The 18,544-nt window shown below is 63.5% G+C and carries 16 protein-coding genes; all 16 read left to right on the forward strand.

Features of this window, described 5'->3' with window-relative positions; all coding sequences use genetic code 11:
* Positions 1–239 precede the first annotated feature (239 nt).
* On the forward strand, positions 240–695 hold the full coding sequence (gene mraZ, locus B2U07_RS19695) for a division/cell wall cluster transcriptional repressor MraZ (RefSeq protein WP_092380073.1): 456 nt from the start codon (positions 240–242) through the stop codon (positions 693–695).
* 2 nt (positions 696–697) lie between these two features.
* Entirely contained in the window at positions 698–1,642 is a 945-nt protein-coding gene (gene rsmH, locus B2U07_RS19700; RefSeq protein ID WP_092380075.1) for a 16S rRNA (cytosine(1402)-N(4))-methyltransferase RsmH, read from the forward strand.
* A complete protein-coding gene (gene ftsL, locus B2U07_RS19705) occupies positions 1,639–1,932 on the forward strand; it encodes a cell division protein FtsL (protein WP_092380077.1) in 294 nt (97 codons plus the stop codon). The genes rsmH and ftsL overlap by 4 nt, the downstream gene beginning before the upstream one ends.
* Complete coding sequence (locus B2U07_RS19710; protein ID WP_279920712.1) at positions 1,929–3,656, forward strand: peptidoglycan D,D-transpeptidase FtsI family protein; 1,728 nt, start codon at positions 1,929–1,931, stop codon at positions 3,654–3,656. The genes ftsL and B2U07_RS19710 overlap by 4 nt, the downstream gene beginning before the upstream one ends.
* Positions 3,656–5,119 (forward strand): UDP-N-acetylmuramoyl-L-alanyl-D-glutamate--2,6-diaminopimelate ligase, encoded by a 1,464-nt coding sequence (murE, locus tag B2U07_RS19715; protein WP_296277570.1) that lies wholly within the window; start codon positions 3,656–3,658, stop codon positions 5,117–5,119. Before B2U07_RS19710 ends, murE begins: the two co-directional genes overlap by 1 nt.
* Positions 5,112–6,488: a UDP-N-acetylmuramoyl-tripeptide--D-alanyl-D-alanine ligase gene (locus B2U07_RS19720; RefSeq protein WP_296277571.1), complete on the forward strand. Its 1,377-nt coding sequence runs from the start codon at positions 5,112–5,114 to the stop codon at positions 6,486–6,488. Before murE ends, B2U07_RS19720 begins: the two co-directional genes overlap by 8 nt.
* Positions 6,489–7,571: a phospho-N-acetylmuramoyl-pentapeptide-transferase gene (gene mraY / locus B2U07_RS19725; protein WP_197857487.1), complete on the forward strand. Its 1,083-nt coding sequence runs from the start codon at positions 6,489–6,491 to the stop codon at positions 7,569–7,571.
* Between the two features lie 6 nt (positions 7,572–7,577).
* Complete coding sequence (gene murD / locus B2U07_RS19730; RefSeq protein WP_296277572.1) at positions 7,578–8,924, forward strand: UDP-N-acetylmuramoyl-L-alanine--D-glutamate ligase; 1,347 nt, start codon at positions 7,578–7,580, stop codon at positions 8,922–8,924.
* On the forward strand, positions 8,924–10,141 hold the full coding sequence (ftsW, locus tag B2U07_RS19735; RefSeq protein ID WP_143498171.1) for a putative lipid II flippase FtsW: 1,218 nt from the start codon (positions 8,924–8,926) through the stop codon (positions 10,139–10,141). The genes murD and ftsW overlap by 1 nt, the downstream gene beginning before the upstream one ends.
* Positions 10,131–11,201: an undecaprenyldiphospho-muramoylpentapeptide beta-N-acetylglucosaminyltransferase gene (gene murG, locus B2U07_RS19740; protein ID WP_296277573.1), complete on the forward strand. Its 1,071-nt coding sequence runs from the start codon at positions 10,131–10,133 to the stop codon at positions 11,199–11,201. The genes ftsW and murG overlap by 11 nt, the downstream gene beginning before the upstream one ends.
* Positions 11,202–11,235: 34 nt before the next feature.
* Positions 11,236–12,636, forward strand: a complete 1,401-nt coding sequence (gene murC / locus B2U07_RS19745; RefSeq protein WP_296277638.1) for a UDP-N-acetylmuramate--L-alanine ligase — start codon at positions 11,236–11,238, stop codon at positions 12,634–12,636.
* Complete coding sequence (locus tag B2U07_RS19750) at positions 12,633–13,574, forward strand: D-alanine--D-alanine ligase (protein ID WP_296277574.1); 942 nt, start codon at positions 12,633–12,635, stop codon at positions 13,572–13,574. Before murC ends, B2U07_RS19750 begins: the two co-directional genes overlap by 4 nt.
* Positions 13,575–13,577: 3 nt before the next feature.
* The gene (locus tag B2U07_RS19755; protein WP_296277575.1) at positions 13,578–14,444 is read left to right on the forward strand and encodes a cell division protein FtsQ/DivIB; all 867 of its coding nucleotides are present in this window, start codon (positions 13,578–13,580) and stop codon (positions 14,442–14,444) included.
* 16 nt (positions 14,445–14,460) lie between these two features.
* Positions 14,461–15,708, forward strand: coding sequence for a cell division protein FtsA (gene ftsA, locus B2U07_RS19760; protein WP_147810556.1), 1,248 nt, complete (start codon positions 14,461–14,463; stop codon positions 15,706–15,708).
* A 45-nt stretch (positions 15,709–15,753) separates the two neighbouring features.
* Entirely contained in the window at positions 15,754–16,947 is a 1,194-nt protein-coding gene (gene ftsZ / locus B2U07_RS19765; protein ID WP_197857471.1) for a cell division protein FtsZ, read from the forward strand.
* Positions 16,948–17,058: 111 nt separating this feature from the next.
* Positions 17,059–17,970, forward strand: coding sequence for a UDP-3-O-acyl-N-acetylglucosamine deacetylase (gene lpxC / locus B2U07_RS19770; RefSeq protein ID WP_024307034.1), 912 nt, complete (start codon positions 17,059–17,061; stop codon positions 17,968–17,970).
* The last annotated feature ends 574 nt before the right edge of the window (positions 17,971–18,544 follow it).

Below are 18,544 nucleotides of genomic sequence, written 5' to 3' on the forward strand. Positions count from 1 at the left end.
TACTTTAAGTTCGATTTTCAGCTCGCTGGAATGGCTGGAATTTGCCTGTCCTAGGCCGGCCCTGGCATCCCTTTTCCCCTCGCTTTTGTTCGCTAAATCTCCGTCCTGTAAGGATTTTTCCCTTTCGTGGCGCCTTGACGGTGGGGCGTAGGCGTTTCTATAGTGTGCGCAAGTGGTGAAAAGTGGCATGAAGTGGGTTTTTATGGGCAAGGAAAGCTAATTACAGGGGAAGCGCAGCCGTGTTTCGCGGAGCTAACGCCATCAGTCTCGACGCCAAAGGGCGCCTCGCGATGCCGAGTCGGTATCGTGACGAGCTCGTTTCGCGTTGTGCAGGCCAGCTCATCGTAACCATCGACATCAATGACCCCTGCCTGAACATCTATCCCCTGGTCGAGTGGGAGCGGATCGAGGAAAAGCTCAGCGTGCTGGCCTCTCTGGATGAGAAGAACCGGATCCTGCAGCGCCTGCTGGTGGGGAACGCGGTAGATCTCGAAATGGACGGCAGTGCGCGCATCCTGATCCCGCCGCGCCTGCGTGAGCACGTCAAGCTGGACAAGCACGCAATGCTGGTCGGCCACCTGAACAAGTTCCAGTTGTGGGATGAAGAAACCTGGAATGCCCAAGCTGCAAACGACCTGGCCGCCATCAAGCTGCCGGGAGCCCTTTCCGATGAACTGCGTAGCCTGATCCTGTGACCATGACCGACAGCAACTTCCGCCATATCACCGTGCTGCTCGACGAAGCCGTCGAGGGGCTCGCCGTGCGCGCTGATGGTTGCTATATGGATGGCACCTTCGGACGAGGGGGGCATAGCCGGCTGATCCTGCAGAAGCTCGGGCCGGGAGGGCGGCTACTGGGGTTCGACAAGGATCCCCTGGCGATAGCCACCGGGGAAGCATTGGCGGCCGAAGACGGCCGCTTTGTCGTTGTGCAGCGCAGTTTTGCGGAACTCGGCGACGAAGCTGTTGTCCGCGATCTTCGCGGTCAGGTCTCCGGCATCCTTCTGGACCTCGGTGTGTCCTCGCCGCAACTGGATGACCCGGAACGCGGCTTCAGCTTTCTCAATGACGGCCCGCTGGACATGCGCATGAATCCGGATGCCGGCGTGAGTGCCGCTGACTGGATCGCCACGGCGGATGAAGACGAAATCGCCCGCGTGATGAAGGACTACGGCGAGGAGCGTTTTGCCAAGCGCATGGCGCGCGCTGTGGTGCAGCGCCGTGCCGAGCAGCCGTTCACCCGCACCGCTGATTTGGCGAAAGTCCTGACCGATGCCAATCCCGCCTGGGAAAAGGGCAAGAACCCGGCGACTCGCGCTTTTCAGGGTATCCGCATTCACGTCAACAACGAGCTCGGCGATCTCGAGCGCGGGCTCGAGGCTGCGCTGGAAACGCTGGAGGTGGGCGGCCGTCTGGTGGTGATCAGCTTCCATTCGCTGGAAGACCGTATCGTCAAGCAGTTCATGAAACGCCAGGCCAAGGGCGAAGCGGACAAACTGCCGCGCGACCTGCCGATCATCCCGAAAGCCTTCGAGCCGCGTCTGAAGCTGATCGGCAAGCCGGTCTATGCCGCCGAAGCCGAACTCAAGGCCAACCCGCGCTCGCGCAGCGCGGTGATGCGCATCGCGGAGAAGTTGCGGTGAGCCGCCGGCTGATCAAATCCATGCCCAATGGCAGCTTTCTGATGCTGCTGTTGTTCGTCGCCATTCTGGTTTCTGCCGTGGCCGTGGCCTACAGCGCGCACTGGAATCGCGTATTGCTCAACGAGCTGTATGGCGAGCTGAGCGTGCGCGACAAAACCCAGGCCGAGTGGGGCCGGCTGATTCTCGAGCAAAGCACCTGGACTGCGCACAATCGCATCGAGGCTTTGGCCAGCGAACAGCTGAAAATGCACATTCCCGACCCTGCCGCCGTGCGCATGGTGCGTCCATGATCGGTCTCGAAGGCGCACTCTATCCCTGGCGTTTCCGCCTGGTGCTGGTGCTGCTGGCACTGATGGTCGGTGCCATCGCCTGGCGCATGCTCGATCTGCAGGTGCTCGACCATGATTTCCTCAAGGCTCATGGCGATGCCCGTAGTGTTCGGCATATCCCGATTCCTGCCCACCGCGGCCTGATCACCGACCGCAACGGGGAGCCGCTGGCGGTCAGTACGCCGGTGACCACCTTGTGGGCAAATGGCAAGGAGCTTCAGGTCGGTCGTGAGCAGTGGCCGGCGCTGGCTGCGGCCCTGGGTCAGGACCCGGCCAACTTCGCCGCGCGCCTGGAGCAGAACAAGGAACGCGAGTTCATGTACCTGGTGCGCGGCCTGACCCCGGAGAACGGTCAGCGCGTGCTGGACCTGAAAGTGCCGGGCGTCTATGCCATCGAAGAATTCCGCCGTTTCTACCCTGCAGGCGAAGTTGCCGCACATGTCGTCGGCTTCACCGACATCGACGATCGTGGTCGCGAGGGTATGGAGCTGGCCTACGAAGACTGGCTGGCCGGTGTGCCGGGCAAGCGCCAGGTGCTCAAGGACCGTCGCGGCAAGCTGATCAAGGATGTACAGGTCGCGCAGAACGCCAAGGCTGGCAAGGCCCTGGCGTTGTCCATCGACCTGCGCCTGCAGTACCTCGCCCATCGCGAGCTGCGCAATGCGCTGCTGGAAAACGATGCCAAGGCCGGCAGCCTGGTGATGGTCGACGTGAAAACTGGCGAAGTGCTGGCGATGGTCAACCATCCGACCTACAACCCGAACAACCGCCGCAGCCTGACACCGGCCGCCATGCGCAACCGCGCCATGATCGACGTGTTCGAACCCGGCTCTACCATCAAGCCGCTGTCGATGGCCGCTGCCCTGGAGTCCGGCCGCTGGAAGCCCAGCGATATCGTCCAGGTCGGCAATGGCACCCTGCAGATCGGTCGCTACAGCATTCGCGACGTTTCCCGTACTCAAGGTCCGGCGCTGGATCTGACCGGCATCCTGATCAACTCCAGTAACGTCGGCATGAGCAAGATCGCCTTCGACGTAGGCGGAGAGAACATCCATCACGTACTGAGCAACCTTGGCTTCGGCCGTGACACCGGCCTGGGTTTCCCAGGTGAGCGGGTCGGCAATCTACCCAATCACCGTCAGTGGCGTCAGGCGGAAACGGCCACGTTGTCCTACGGCTATGGCCTGTCGGTGACCGCCGTGCAGCTGGCGCATGCCTATGCAGCACTGGCCAACGGTGGCGGCATGACGCCGCTGTCGATGATTCGTGTGGACAGCAAGCCGAGCGCGTTGCAGGTGGTGCCGCCTGAGGTGGCCAAGACCCTGCAGGGCATGTTGCAGCAGGTGGTCGAGGCGCCGCGTGGTGTGTTCCGCGCTCAGGTGCCGGGCTACCACGTCGCTGGCAAGAGCGGCACGGCGCGCAAGACCAACGCCGGGGCCAAGGGCTACCAGACCAACTCCTATCGCTCCCTGTTCGCGGGCTTCGCCCCGGCACAGGACCCGCGCATTGCGCTGGTCGTGGTGATCGACGAGCCCGGCAAGGGCGCCTATTACGGCGGCCTGATCTCCGCTCCGGTGTTCAGCCGGGTGATGGCCGGCTCGCTGCGCTTGATGAACATTGCGCCGGACAATCTGCCGCCGCCCGAGCAGAAGATGGCGGCCGCTGGCCAGGGAGGGCGCAACTGATGCCCATGCCACTCAACCAGTTTCTGCCGGCTGCCGAGAGCAGCGTGCTGATTCGTGAACTGACTCTGGATAGCCGCAAGGTGCGTCCGGGTGATCTGTTCCTGGCCGTGCAGGGTACCCAGCAGGATGGTCGCGTGCATATCGCCGATGCCATCGCCCGTGGCGCAGCCGCCGTCGCCTTTGAGGCAGAAGGCGCCCCGGCTCTGCACGCCGATAGCACCGTGCTGATCCCGGTAAAAGGTCTCGCCAAACAGCTTTCGGCCATCGCCGGGCGCTTCTACGGTGAGCCGAGCCGTGCCCTGTATCTGGTCGGCATTACCGGGACCAACGGCAAGACCAGTGTCAGCCAGTTGCTGGCGCAGGCGCTGGATCTGCTCGGCCAGCCGTGCGGCATCGTTGGTACTTTGGGCAACGGTTTCCATGGCGCGCTGGAGCAAGGCAAGCACACAACGCCCGATCCGGTCGGCGTGCAGGCCACTCTCGCGTCGCTCAAGCAAGCCGGTGCCCGCGCCGTGGCCATGGAAGTGTCTTCCCATGGTCTGGACCAGGGCCGTGTCGCCGCACTGGAGTTCGACGTTGCGGTGTTCACCAACCTGTCGCGTGATCACCTCGATTACCACGGCAGCATGGAGGCTTATGGCGCAGCCAAGGCCAAGCTGTTCGCCTGGCCAAATCTGCGTTGCCGGGTGATCAACCTCGATGACGCCTTCGGCCGTGAGCTGGCGGCGCAAACGCACGAGTCGCGCCTGATCGGCTACAGCCTGAACGATGCTGGCGCCTTCCTTTATTGCAGCGAAGCGCACTTCGATGATCACGGCGTGCGCGCGCGGCTGGTGACGCCGCGTGGCGAGGGCGTGCTGCGCAGCAATCTGCTCGGCCGTTTCAACCTGAGTAATCTGCTGGCCGTGGTCGGTGCGCTGCTCGGGCTGGACTACGCACTCGACGAGATTCTCAAGGTTCTGCCGCAGTTGCAGGGCCCGGCTGGCCGCATGCAGCGCCTCGGTGGCGGCGACAAGCCGCTGGTAGTGGTCGATTACGCACACACCCCCGATGCTCTGGAGAAAGTCCTCGAAGCCATGCGCCCGCATGTGGAAGGGCGTCTGGTTTGTCTGTTCGGCTGTGGCGGCGATCGCGATAGTGGCAAGCGTCCGTTGATGGCCGCCGTTGCCGAGCGCCTGGCCGATGTGGTGTGGGTGACTGATGACAACCCGCGTACCGAAGAGCCGGCGCAGATCGTTGCCGATATCCGCGCGGGCTTCGCAGCACCGGAGCAGGTGCAGTTCATTCACGGTCGTGGCGATGCCATTGCGCGTCTGATCGCCCAGGCCGAGGCTGCCGACGTGCTGGTGCTGGCAGGCAAGGGTCACGAGGATTACCAGGAAATCATGGGTGTGCGTCAGCCGTTCTCCGACCTGATCGAAGCGAACAAGGCCCTGGCGGCCTGGGAGGCGGCTCATGCTTAAGCCCTGGCTGCTTAGCGAAGTCGCCGCGGACCTAAATGCGAGCGTGATTGGCGCCGATGTCGCGTTTTCCGCCGTGGGCACCGACAGCCGCACCATCACCGCTGGCCAGTTGTTCGTGGCGCTGACCGGGCCGCGTTTCGACGGCCACGACTACCTGGCCGAAGTCGCCGCGAAGGGCGCAGTTGCTGCACTGGTCGAGCGTGAAGTGGAGGGAGCACCGCTGCCGCAGTTGCTGGTGGCAGATACCCGCATGGCGCTCGGTCAACTGGGCGCGCTGAATCGCCAGGCCTTCACCGGCCCGCTGGCGGCTGTTACCGGCTCCAGTGGCAAGACCAGCGTCAAGGAAATGCTCGCGTCCATTCTGCGCGCCGGCCTGAACGGTGCGGTGCTGGCCACCCGTGGCAACCTCAACAACGATCTCGGCGCACCGCTGACCCTGTTGGAGTTGGCACCGGAGCATCGCGCCGGCGTGATCGAACTCGGCGCCAACCATGTCGGCGAGATCGCCTACACCGTCAGCCTGACCCGGCCGCAGGTGGCGATCATCACCAATGCCGGCAATGCCCATGTCGGCGAGTTCGGCGGTCCGGAAAAGATTGTCGAGGCCAAGGGCGAGATTCTCGAGGGCCTGCCGAACGATGGCGTGGCCGTGCTCAACCTGGATGACAAGGCCTTTATCACCTGGCAGCGCCGCGCGGCTGGCCGACAGGTATGCAGCTTCGCGCTGCGCGATACCCGCGCCGACTTCCACGGCAGCGATCTGGCACGCGACGAGCGTGGTTGCCAGGGCTTCACTCTGCGCAGCCCGCTGGGCAGCGCGCGTATTCAACTCAACCTGCTGGGCGAGCACAACGTGGCCAATGCACTGGCTGCCTGCGCCGCGGCTCATGCCCTTGGCATGCCGTTGGTCGCCATGGTTCAGGGGCTGGAAAATCTGCAGCCGGTCAAGGGCCGCGCCGTAGCGCAGCTGGCGCCGAACGGCGTTCGGGTTATCGATGACAGTTACAACGCCAACCCCGTGTCTATGTGCGCGGCGGTGGATATACTCGCCGGCTTCTCCGGTCGCACCGTCCTGGTGCTGGGAGACATGGGCGAGCTGGGCGAATGGGCCGAACAGGGTCATCGCGATGTCGGCCGCCATGCCGCGGGCAAGATCGATGCGCTGTATGCCGTCGGCCCGCTGATGCGTTTTGCTGTCGAGGAGTTCGGCTCAAAAGGCCGCCACTTCGTCGAACAAGCCGAGCTGATCGAAGCGCTTCACGCCGAGCAGGCCGGCAGCACACTACTAATCAAGGGTTCACGCAGCGCAGCCATGGACAAGGTCGTGGCGGCGCTGTCTGGCATATCTGTATCTGGGGAGAGTCACTAAATGCTGCTGCTGCTGGCAGAGTACCTGCAACAGTTTTACAAGGGCTTCGCGGTCTTTCAGTACCTGACCCTGCGCGGCATCCTTGGCGTGCTCACCGCCTTGGCGCTGTCGCTGTGGCTCGGTCCGTGGATGATCCGCACCCTGCAGGTGCGTCAGATCGGCCAGGCCGTGCGTAACGACGGCCCGCAATCGCACCTGTCGAAGAAAGGCACGCCGACCATGGGCGGCGCGCTGATCCTCACCGCCATCGCCGTCAGCACCCTGCTCTGGGCCGACCTGTCCAACCGCTACGTGTGGGTGGTGCTCGCCGTTACCCTGGCGTTCGGCGCCATCGGCTGGGTCGATGACTACCGCAAGGTGATCGAGAAGAATTCGCGCGGCTTGCCGAGTCGCTGGAAGTACTTCTGGCAGTCGGTGTTCGGCCTGGGCGCTGCCTTCTTCCTTTATATGACCGCGCAGAATCCGGTGGAAACCACGCTGATCCTGCCGCTGCTGAAAGACGTCAGCATTCCGCTGGGCATCGGTTTCGTGGTGCTGACCTACTTCGTCATCGTTGGCTCGAGCAACGCGGTGAACCTTACCGACGGCCTCGATGGCCTGGCCATTCTGCCCACCGTGATGGTTGGCGGCGCCCTGGGTATCTTCTGCTACCTGTCGGGCAACGTGAATTTCTCCGAGTACCTGCTGATCCCCTACGTGCCGGGTGCCGGTGAGCTGATCGTGTTCTGCGCCGCGCTGGTTGGCGCCGGCCTGGGCTTTCTGTGGTTCAACACCTATCCGGCGCAGGTCTTTATGGGCGACGTCGGTGCGCTGGCGCTGGGCGCCGCACTGGGCACCATCGCCGTGATCGTGCGCCAGGAAGTGGTGCTGTTCATCATGGGCGGCGTTTTCGTCATGGAAACCCTGTCGGTGATCATCCAGGTCGCCAGCTTCAAGTTGACCGGCAAGCGCGTGTTCCGCATGGCGCCGATCCATCACCATTTCGAACTCAAGGGCTGGCCCGAGCCACGCGTGATCGTCCGTTTCTGGATCATCACCGTGATTCTCGTGCTGATCGGCCTCGCCACCCTGAAACTGAGGTAATTGAGCGTGTCGTTGATCGCTTCCGACCAGTTCCGCATCGTTGTCGGTCTCGGCAAGAGCGGCATGTCCCTGGTGCGCTTCCTGGCGCAGCAGGGCGTGCGCTTCGCCGTGGCCGATACGCGCGCGAACCCGCCGGAGCTGGAAACGCTCAAGCGCGATTACCCGCAGGTGGAAGTACGTTGCGGTGAGCTGGACGTGGATTTCCTCTGCCGCGCCTCGGAGCTGTACGTGAGCCCGGGCCTGGCCGTGGCCACGCCGGCATTGGCCGAAGCCGCTGTGCGTGGGGTGAAACTGTCCGGCGACATCGACCTGTTCGCGCGTCATGCCAAGGCGCCGATCATCGCCATCACCGGCTCCAACGCCAAGAGCACCGTCACCACCCTGGTGGGCGAAATGGCGACTGCCGCCGGTAAGCGCGTGGCCGTAGGCGGCAACCTCGGCACGCCGGCGCTGGACCTGCTGGCCGACGACGTCGAGCTGTACGTGCTGGAGCTGTCCAGCTTCCAGCTGGAAACCACCGATCAGCTCAACGCTGAAGTAGCCACCTGCCTGAACATCAGCGAAGACCACATGGACCGCTACAGCGGCCTGCCGGCTTATCACCTGGCCAAGCACCGGATCTTCCGTGGCGCTCGTCAGGTGGTGATCAACCGTGACGACGCGCTGTCGCGTCCGCTGATCGCCGACCAGGTGACCAGCTGGGAATTCGGCCTGGGCAAGCCCGACTTCAAGCGCTTCGGCCTGCTCGAAGAGAGCGGCGAAAAGTGCCTGGCGTTTCGTTTCGAGGCGCTGCTGCCGGTGAGCGAATTGAAGATTCGCGGCGCACACAACCAGTCCAACGCCCTGGCAGCCCTGGCGCTCGGTCACGCCGTCGGCCTGCAGATGGAGGCGATGCTCGCCACGTTGCGTCAGTTCGCCGGTTTGCCGCACCGCTGCCAATGGGTCGGTGAGCGCGCCGGGGTGAACTACTACGACGACTCCAAGGCCACCAATGTCGGTGCTGCACTGGCGGCCATCGAAGGCCTCGGCGCGGATATCGCCGGCAAGCTGGTGCTGATCGCAGGTGGCGATGGCAAGGGTGCAGATTTCTCCGCACTGAAGGCGCCGGTTACGCGCTTCTGCCGCGCCGTTGTGCTGCTGGGTCGTGATGCCGAGCGCCTGGCCGGGGCATTGGGCGATGCTGCGCCGCTGGTGCGGGTGGCAACGCTCGATGAAGCCGTGCAGCGCTGCAGCCAACTGGCCGAGGCCGGCGATGCCGTGCTGTTGTCGCCAGCTTGCGCCAGCCTGGACATGTTCAAGAACTTCGAAGAGCGCGGACGCCTGTTCGCCCAGGCCGTGGGAGGGCTGTCCTGATGCTGGCCTTCCTGCGCGTTCGCCCTTCGCCGCTGCTGGGTCGCGGCTTCGATGTCGACTTCCCGATGCTGGCTGGTTGCCTCGGCCTGCTCGGCCTGGGCCTGGTTATGATCACCTCGGCTTCGTCGGAAGTGGCGGCGGCGCTGTCCGGCAACCCGCTGTATCACATGATTCGCCACCTGGTTTATCTGGTCATCGGTCTCGGCGCAGCCGGCATCGTGCTGATGATTCCGATGAGCTTCTGGCAGCGCTATGGCTGGATGCTCCTGCTGGCGGCGTTCGGCCTGCTGGTGTTGGTGCTGATCCCCGGTATCGGCCGAGAGGTCAACGGTGCGCGGCGCTGGATTGGCTTCGGCGCCTTCAACGTGCAGCCATCGGAAATCGCCAAGGTCTTCGTGGTGGTCTACCTGGCCGGCTATCTGGTGCGTCGCCAGGAAGAAGTGCGCGAAAGCTGGATGGGCTTCTTCAAGCCGTTCGTGGTGCTGCTGCCGATGGCTGGCCTGCTGCTGCTGGAGCCGGACTTCGGTGCCACCGTGGTGATGATGGGCTCGGCCATGGCCATGCTGTTTCTCGGCGGCGTCGGCATGCTGCGCTTCGGTTTGATGGTGGCCTTGGCGGTCGGTGCCGTGTTCGTGCTGGTGCAGACCCAGGAATATCGCCTGCAGCGTCTGATCACCTTTACCGACCCCTGGGCCGACCAGTATGGCTCGGGCTACCAGCTGACCCAGGCGCTGATCGCCTTCGGTCGCGGCGAATGGTTCGGCGTGGGCCTGGGCAACAGCATCCAGAAGCAGTTCTACCTGCCGGAAGCGCATACAGACTTCGTTTTCTCGGTCCTGGCCGAGGAGCTGGGCTTTGTCGGCGCGCTGGCGACCCTGGCGCTGTTCGTCTTCGTCTGCGTGCGCGGCCTGTATATCGGTTTGTGGGCGGAGAAGGCCAAGCAGTTCTTCTCCGCCTATGTGGCCTACGGCCTGTCCTTCCTGTGGATCGGCCAGTTCCTGATCAATATCGGGGTGAACACCGGTCTGCTGCCGACCAAGGGCCTGACCCTGCCGTTCCTCAGCTACGGCGGCTCGTCGCTGGTGATCTGCTGCGTCAGCCTGGCGGTTCTGCTGCGTATCGAATGGGAACGGCGCAACGTACTGGGCAACGAGGATATCGAGTTCAGCGAAGAGGATTTCGCCGAGCCGAACAAGGAGGTCGCCCATGCGCGGTAATGTCCTGATCATGGCTGGCGGCACCGGCGGCCACGTGTTCCCGGCGCTGGCCTGCGCGCGCGAGTTCCAGACCCGCGGTTACAGCGTGCACTGGCTAGGCACGCCGCGTGGCATCGAGAACGAACTGGTGCCGCAAGCCGGCTTGCCGCTGCACCTGATCAACGTCAGCGGTCTGCGTGGCAAGAGCAAGCTGTCCCTGCTCAAGGCGCCGTTCCAGTTGCTGCGCTCGCTGCTGCAGACGCGCCGAATCGTGCGCGAGCTGCAGCCGGTATGCGTGCTGGGCATGGGCGGCTATGTCACCGGCCCAGGTGGTCTGGCTGCGCGTATGGCCGGAGTGCCGCTGGTGATCCACGAGCAGAACGCCGTGGCCGGTACCGCCAACCGCGTGCTGTCGCGTATCGCCACGCGCATCTGCGAAGCCTTCCCGAATACCTTCGGCGCATCCGACAAGCGGCGCACCACCGGTAATCCGGTGCGTGAAGAGCTGTTCCTGGAAACGCCGCGCGAGCCGCTGGTCGGTCGCAAGCCGAAACTGCTGGTCCTCGGCGGTAGCCTGGGGGCCGAGCCACTGAACAAACTGTTGCCGGCCGCGCTGGGGAAAATTGCCGCTGACGTTCGTCCGCAGGTGTTCCACCAGGCCGGTAAACAACATGCCGAAATCACTGCGGAGCGTTATCGCGATGCTGCGGTCGAAGCCGAGGTCGCGCCCTTCATCAAGGACATGGCTCGCGCCTACGGTTGGGCCGATCTGGTGGTTTGCCGCGCTGGCGCACTGACCGTCAGCGAGCTGGCCGCCGCAGGTCTGCCGTCGTTTCTGGTGCCGCTGCCGCACGCGATCGACGACCACCAGTCCCGCAATGCCGAATACCTGGCGAAGGAGGGCGCAGCTGTCCTTCTTGCGCAACATGCCACTGACGCGGACACGCTTGCCGCGCAGCTCACCGAGGTTCTGATGCACCTGGAAAAACTCAATGTCATGGGCGCCACCGCGCGTCGCCTGGCCAAGCCCGATGCAACCCGCACGGTGGTCGACATCTGCCAGGAGGTGATGCGTGGCTAAGTCGCCTGCTGCGGTCAAGGCTGAAGTGCGGCGCATGCGTCGTATCCGCCGCATTCACTTCGTCGGTATCGGCGGCGTCGGCATGTGCGGGATCGCCGAAGTGCTGCTCAACCTAGGTTACGAAGTGTCCGGCTCGGACCTCAAGGCCTCGGCCGTGACCGAGCGCCTGGAAAAGTTCGGCGCGACCATTTTCATCGGGCATCGCGCAGAGAATGCCGAGCAGGCTGACGTGCTGGTGGTCTCCAGCGCCGTCAACACCAGCAACCCGGAGGTTGCCACCGCACTGGAGCGCCGTATTCCCGTGGTGCCGCGCGCCGAGATGCTCGCCGAACTGATGCGCTACCGCCACGGTATCGCGGTGGCCGGCACCCATGGCAAGACGACCACCACCAGCCTGCTGGCTTCGGTGTTCGCCGCCGGCGGCCTGGACCCGACCTTCGTCATCGGTGGCCGCCTGAATGCGGCCGGTACCAATGCCCAGCTCGGCTCCAGCCGCTTCCTGATCGCAGAAGCGGACGAGAGCGACGCCAGTTTCCTGCATCTGCAGCCGATGGTTTCGGTGGTCACCAACATCGACGCCGACCACATGAGCACCTATGGCGGCGACTTCAACAGGCTGAAGAAGACCTTCGTCGAGTTCCTGCACAACCTGCCGTTCTATGGCCTGGCCGTGCTCTGCGTCGACGACCCGGTGGTGCGCGAGCTGCTGCCGCAGGTCGGTCGCCCGACCGTGACCTATGGCTTCTCCGAAGATGCTGATATACGTGCGATCAACGTACGTCAGCAAGGCATGCGCACCTATTTCACCGTGCTGCGCCCGGACTGCGAGCCGCTCGACGTGTCGGTGAACATGCCGGGCAATCACAACGTGCTCAATGCACTGGCAACCATCGCCATCGCCAGCGACGAAGGCATCGACGATGCCGCCATCGTCAGCGGCCTGGCGGACTTCCAGGGCGTCGGCCGGCGCTTCCAGGTCTACGGCGAACTGCCGGTGGATGGCGGCAGCGTGATGCTGGTGGACGACTACGGTCATCACCCGCGTGAAGTGGCTGCGGTGATCAAGGCCGTACGCGGCGGTTGGCCGGAGCGTCGCCTGGTCATGGTCTACCAGCCGCACCGCTACAGCCGTACCCGCGATCTGTACGACGACTTCGTGCAGGTGCTCGGTGAGTCCAACGTGCTGTTGCTGGTTGAGGTGTACCCGGCCGGCGAGGAGCCGATTCCGGGCGCCGACAGCCGTCAGCTGTGCCACAGCATTCGTCAGCGCGGCAAGCTCGACCCGATCTACGTCGAGCGTGGCGCCGACCTGGCGCCGCTGCTCAGACCCCTGCTGCGCGCCGGCGACATTCTGCTGTGCCAGGGCGCTGGCGATATCGGCGCGGTGGCGCCGCAATTGATCAAGCACCCACTGTTCGTGGGGGAGTCGAAATGAGTTTGCACAGTACCCTCGATCCCAAGGCGTTCGGCCGCGTCGCCGTGCTGTTCGGTGGCAAGAGCGCCGAGCGCGAGGTGTCGCTGAAATCCGGTAATGCGGTGCTCAGCGCCCTGCAGGCGGCTGGCGTGGACGCCTTCGGCATCGATGTGGGTGATGATTTCCTGGCTCGCCTGAACAGCGAGAAGATCGACCGTGCGTTCATCGTGCTGCACGGTCGCGGTGGTGAGGACGGCTCCATGCAGGGCCTGCTCGAATGCGCCGGCATTCCCTACACCGGTAGCGGCATCCTCGCTTCGGCGCTGGCCATGGACAAGCTGCGCACCAAGCAGGTCTGGCACAGCCTCGGCCTGCCGACGCCGCGTCACGCCGTGCTGACCTCGCAGGCCGATTGCGAAGCCGCCGCGGCAGAGCTGGGCTTCCCGCTGATCGTCAAACCGGCCCATGAGGGCTCGAGCATCGGCATGGCCAAGGTGGAAAGCCTGGAGGCGTTGATCGCTGCCTGGCAGGACGCCGCCCGCTATGACAGCCAGGTGCTGGTCGAACAGTGGATCGCCGGCCCCGAGTACACCATCGCCGTGTTGCGTGGTGAAGTGCTGCCGCCCATTGGTCTCGGCACTCCGCACACCTTCTACGACTACGACGCCAAGTACCTGGCCGATGACACCCAGTACCGCATTCCTTGTGGCCTGTCCGCCGAGAAGGAAACCGAGCTTAAGGCGCTGACCGCACGCGCCTGCGAGGCCGTGGGCACTCAGGGCTGGGCGCGCGCAGACGTGATGCAGGACGCCAGCGGCCAGTTCTGGTTGCTGGAAGTGAACACCGTACCGGGCATGACCGATCACAGCCTGGTGCCGATGGCCGCACGCGCTGCGGGTCTGGATTTCCAGCAACTGGTGCTGGCGATCCTGGCCGACAGCGTTGAGGCGAGGGGTTAAGTCATGATAGTGGCTTTGCGTCACCAGGACACGCTGAGGGCTCCGCTGCGCGGTAAGCCCGCGCCGCGTGGCGCCAGCCGTCTGGTGGCCAAGGAGCCGATGCGCCTGCGCATGCCCAAACCGGATTTCTCCTGGGTCGGGCGTGTGCTCTGGCCGCTGCTGCTGGTCGGTTTGGGCTTTGGCGCCTACGAAGGTGCACAGCGGCTGCTGCCTTACGCTGACCGCCCGATCGCGCGCATCAGCGTGCAGGGTGATCTGGCTTACGTCAGTCAGCAGGCGGTACAGCGGAGGATCGCGCCGTTCATCGAGGCGAGCTTCTTCAGCGCCGACCTGCGCGGCATGCGCGAGGAACTGGAGCGCATGCCCTGGATAGCCCACGCCGAAGTGCGTCGCGTTTGGCCGGATCAGATCGACGTGCGCCTGGAAGAACAACTGCCCATCGCTCGTTGGGGTGACGAGGCGCTGCTCAACAACCAGGGCCAGGCGTTCGCGCCGCAGGAGCTGGACAACTACCAGCACCTGCCGCAGCTGTCCGGCCCCAAGCGCGCGCAGCCGAAGGTGATGCAGCAATATCAGATGCTCAGCCAGCTGCTGCGGCCGATGGGCTTTACCGTGGTCGGGCTGCAACTGCGTGAGCGCGGCAGCTGGTTCCTCTCGGCTACCGAGAATGCCAGCGGCCAGCGTATCGACATCCTGTTGGGGCGTGATCACGTGGTGGAAAAAATGCGTCGGTTCGCCGCCATCTACGAGCGGGAGCTGAAGGAACAGAGCGCGAACATCGCGCGCATCGACCTGCGTTATGCCAACGGTCTGGCCGTGGCCTGGCGTGAGCCGGTGGAGCCGGCTGCGGCCGAGCAGAAAGTGAATTGAGAAGAGGCAGGACTAAATGAGTAGCGCGCAGAGCGGCAAGATGATCGTTGGCCTGGACATCGGCACCTCCAAGGTGGTGGCGCTGGTGGGCGAGGTGACGGCCGACGGCCAGCTGGAAATCGTCGGCATCGGCACCCATCCGTCGCGCGGGCTGAAGAAAGGCGTGGTGGTCAATATCGAGTCCACCGTGGCCTCGATTCAGCGCGCCGTGGAAGAGGCGCAGCTGATGGCCGGTTGCCGCATCCATTCGGCGTTCGTCGGCGTGGCCGGCAATCATATCCGCAGCCTCAACAGCCACGGCATCGTCGCCATCCGCGATCGAGAAGTGAGCCCGGCCGATATCGAGCGCGTGCTCGACGCTGCACAGGCCGTGGCCATCCCGGCGGACCAGCGGGTATTGCACACCCTGGCGCAGGATTACGTGATCGATAATCAGGAAGGCGTGCGCGAGCCGCTGGGCATGTCCGGCGTGCGCCTGGAAGCCAAGGTGCACGTGGTCACCTGCGCCGTGAACGCCGCGCAGAACATCGAGAAGTGCGTGCGCCGCTGTGGCCTGGAAGTCGATGACATCATCCTCGAGCAGCTTGCATCCGCTTATTCGGTGCTGACCGAGGACGAGAAGGAGCTGGGCGTGTGCCTGGTGGACATCGGCGGTGGCACCACCGATATCGCCATCTTCACCGAAGGCGCGATTCGCCATACCGCAGTCATCCCGATCGCTGGTGATCAGGTGACCAACGACATCGCCATGGCCTTGCGTACGCCGACCCAGTACGCCGAGGAGATCAAGATCCGCTACGCCTGCGCGCTGGCTAAGCTGGCCGGTGCCGGCGAAACCATCAAGGTGCCGAGCGTCGGTGATCGTCCGCCGCGAGACCTGTCGCGTCAGTCCCTGGCTGAAGTTGTCGAGCCGCGTTACGACGAGCTGTTCACTCTGGTTCAGGCCGAGCTGCGTCGCAGTGGCTACGAAGACCTGATTCCAGCCGGCATCGTCATGACTGGCGGTACGGCGAAGATGGAAGGCGCGGTGGAGCTGGCCGAGGAAATCTTCCACATGCCGGTACGCCTCGGCGTGCCGCACAGCGTCAAGGGCATGGCCGATGTCGTGCGCAACCCGATTTATTCCACCGGTGTGGGCTTGCTGATGTACGGGCTGCAGAAGCAGAACGACGGCATTTCCATGTCGGTGGGTAGTCCTTATCAGGACGAGAGCAAAACCCCGGTACTCGAACGCATCAAGCGTTGGGTGCAAGGCAATTTCTAAATTTTGCAGTAGGCGTTACACAACTAGAAAGGAAGGAGAGGGATCATGTTCGAACTAGTAGACAACATTCCACAAAGCGCGGTGATCAAAGTCATCGGTGTCGGTGGTGGCGGCGGTAACGCGGTCAATCACATGGCTGTCAGCAACATCGAGGGCGTCGAGTTCATCTGCGCCAACACCGATGCGCAGGCGCTGAAGAACATCGGTGCGCGCACCGTGCTGCAGCTCGGCCCGGGCGTGACCAAGGGCCTGGGTGCTGGCGCCAATCCGGAAGTCGGTCGTCAGGCCGCGCTGGAAGATCGCGAGCGCATCGCCGAAGTGCTTTCCGGCACCGACATGGTGTTCATCACCACCGGCATGGGTGGTGGTACCGGTACTGGCGCCGCGCCGGTCATCGCTGAAGTGGCCAAGGAGCTGGGCATTCTCACCGTGGCCGTGGTTACCCGTCCGTTCCCGTTCGAAGGCAAGAAGCGCATGGTCATCGCCGATGAAGGCATCCGTGCGCTGGCCGAGAGCGTCGACTCGCTGATCACCATCCCCAACGAAAAACTGCTGACCATCCTCGGCAAGGATGCCAGCCTGCTGTCCGCCTTCGCCAAGGCTGACGACGTGCTGGCCGGTGCCGTGCGCGGTATCTCCGACATCATCAAGCGCCCGGGCATGATCAACGTCGACTTCGCCGACGTGAAGACCGTGATGAGCGAAATGGGCATGGCGATGATGGGCACCGGCTGCGCCAGCGGTCCGAACCGTGCGCGTGAAGCCACCGAGGCGGCCATCCGCAACCCGCTGCTGGAAGACGTCAACCTGCAGGGCGCTCGCGGCATCCTGGTCAATATCACTGCCGGTCCGGATCTGTCCCTGGGCGAGTACTCCGACGTGGGTAGCATCATCGAGCAGTTCGCTTCCGAGCAGGCCACCGTCAAGGTCGGCACCGTGATCGACGCCGACATGCGTGATGAGCTGCACGTTACCGTGGTTGCCACTGGTCTCGGCGCGCGCATGGAAAAACCGGTCAAGGTGGTCGACAACACCGTGCAGGTCGCCGTCAGCCAGCCGGTTGCCCAGCAGCCCGTCGCGCAGCCGCGCAGCGAGCAGTCGGTCAACTACAAGGACTACGAGCGTCCGACCGTGCAGCGTCAGAGCCACAGCGGCGCGGCCACTGCAGCCAAGCTCAATACCCAGGACGATCTCGATTACCTGGATATTCCGGCTTTCCTGCGTCGCCAGGCTGATTGATGAAATTTATCAGGAGTATATGGGTGATTGGTGTTCAGCAAAGGTCGGTTCTGCTATCATTCCCGACCATTGTTGAAAACAGTTCGCAACTAGCGATATAGCGGCCAAGCCATGATCAGACAACGCACCCTGAAGAACATTATCCGTGCCACCGGCGTTGGCCTGCATTCGGGGGAAAAGGTTTACCTGACCCTGAAGCCGGCTCCGGTGGACACCGGTATCGTGTTTCGTCGCACCGATCTCGACCCGATCGTGGAAATCCGCGCATTGGCCGGGAATGTCGGTGAAACCACCATGTCGACCACGTTGATCAATGGTGATGTCAAGGTGGACACGGTAGAGCATCTGCTTTCGGCCATGGCAGGCCTGGGCATCGATAACGCCTACGTCGAGCTCTCCGCGTCCGAAGTACCGATCATGGATGGCAGCGCCGGTCCCTTCGTATTCCTGATTCAATCCGCCGGCCTGCAGGAGCAGGAAGCGCCGAAGAAGTTCATCCGCATCCTGCGTGAGGTAACCGTGGAGGAGGGCGACAAGCGCGCCACCTTCGTACCTTTCGACGGGTTCAAGGTGAGCTTCGAGATCGACTTCGATCACCCTGTGTTCCGCAACCGTACGCAGAGTGCCAGTGTGGATTTCTCCAGCACGTCTTTCGTCAAAGAAGTCAGCCGGGCCCGCACTTTTGGCTTCATGCGTGACATCGAGTTCCTGCGTTCGCAGAACCTGGCGCTCGGTGGCAGTGTGGAAAACGCCATCGTGGTCGACGAGTATCGCGTGCTTAACGAGGACGGCCTGCGTTACGAGGACGAATTCGTCAAACACAAGATTCTCGACGCCATCGGCGACCTGTACCTGCTGGGTAACAGCCTGATCGGCGAGTTCAAGGGCTTCAAGTCCGGTCACGCACTGAACAATCGTTTGCTGCGCACCCTGATCGAGCAGACCGATGCCTGGGAAATGGTGACCTTCGAGGACGCCAAGCTCGCACCGATCTCTTACATGCGCCCGGTTGCGGCAGTGTAAACCTACTCTCTTTCCAGCTTTATTTGAGGCCACCTTCGGGTGGCCTTTTTTATGGTTCTTCGCATAGTTTGGGGAAGTTGCGGTTTGACACCGTACTGGCAAGCTTGTGTGCGTATCGCTTACTGACTTAGCACTATTACCGCGTGCGTTGAGCGTTTGGCTTTTGCCCTTGAAGCGCGATCTCATAGACGACGCACAAGTCCCCTTCAGGAGGCCGAGTGGAATCGCCGTGGAAGGGGGTGAGCGACATGGATGTCGCGAGAGCCGTGATGGGCCAGGGATGGCCCTTCACGGCGTGCCCCTGGAGCGGTGATGGAGCGAGGGAACCCCGGCGCAGCCGAGGCCGGATGGCGGGGTGCCCTTCTCTTTGGTTACTTTCTCTTGGGCAAGCAAGAGAAAGTGACTCGCCCGTAAGGGGCGAAACCCATCAGATCAGGCGACGCGCCAATGGATAGTGCCAACACCGAAAGCACACATTTATTTGCCAGTCTTGTGGCAAGCCTAATAATTGTAGGGAAATTTCTGGCGCCATTTGCCTGGCGTAGGGCGCGAGCGGGAGTTTGCCGACGAACGG

The organism is Pseudomonas sp. UBA7530 (assembly GCF_002479365.1).
GTDB lineage: Bacteria > Pseudomonadota > Gammaproteobacteria > Pseudomonadales > Pseudomonadaceae > Aquipseudomonas.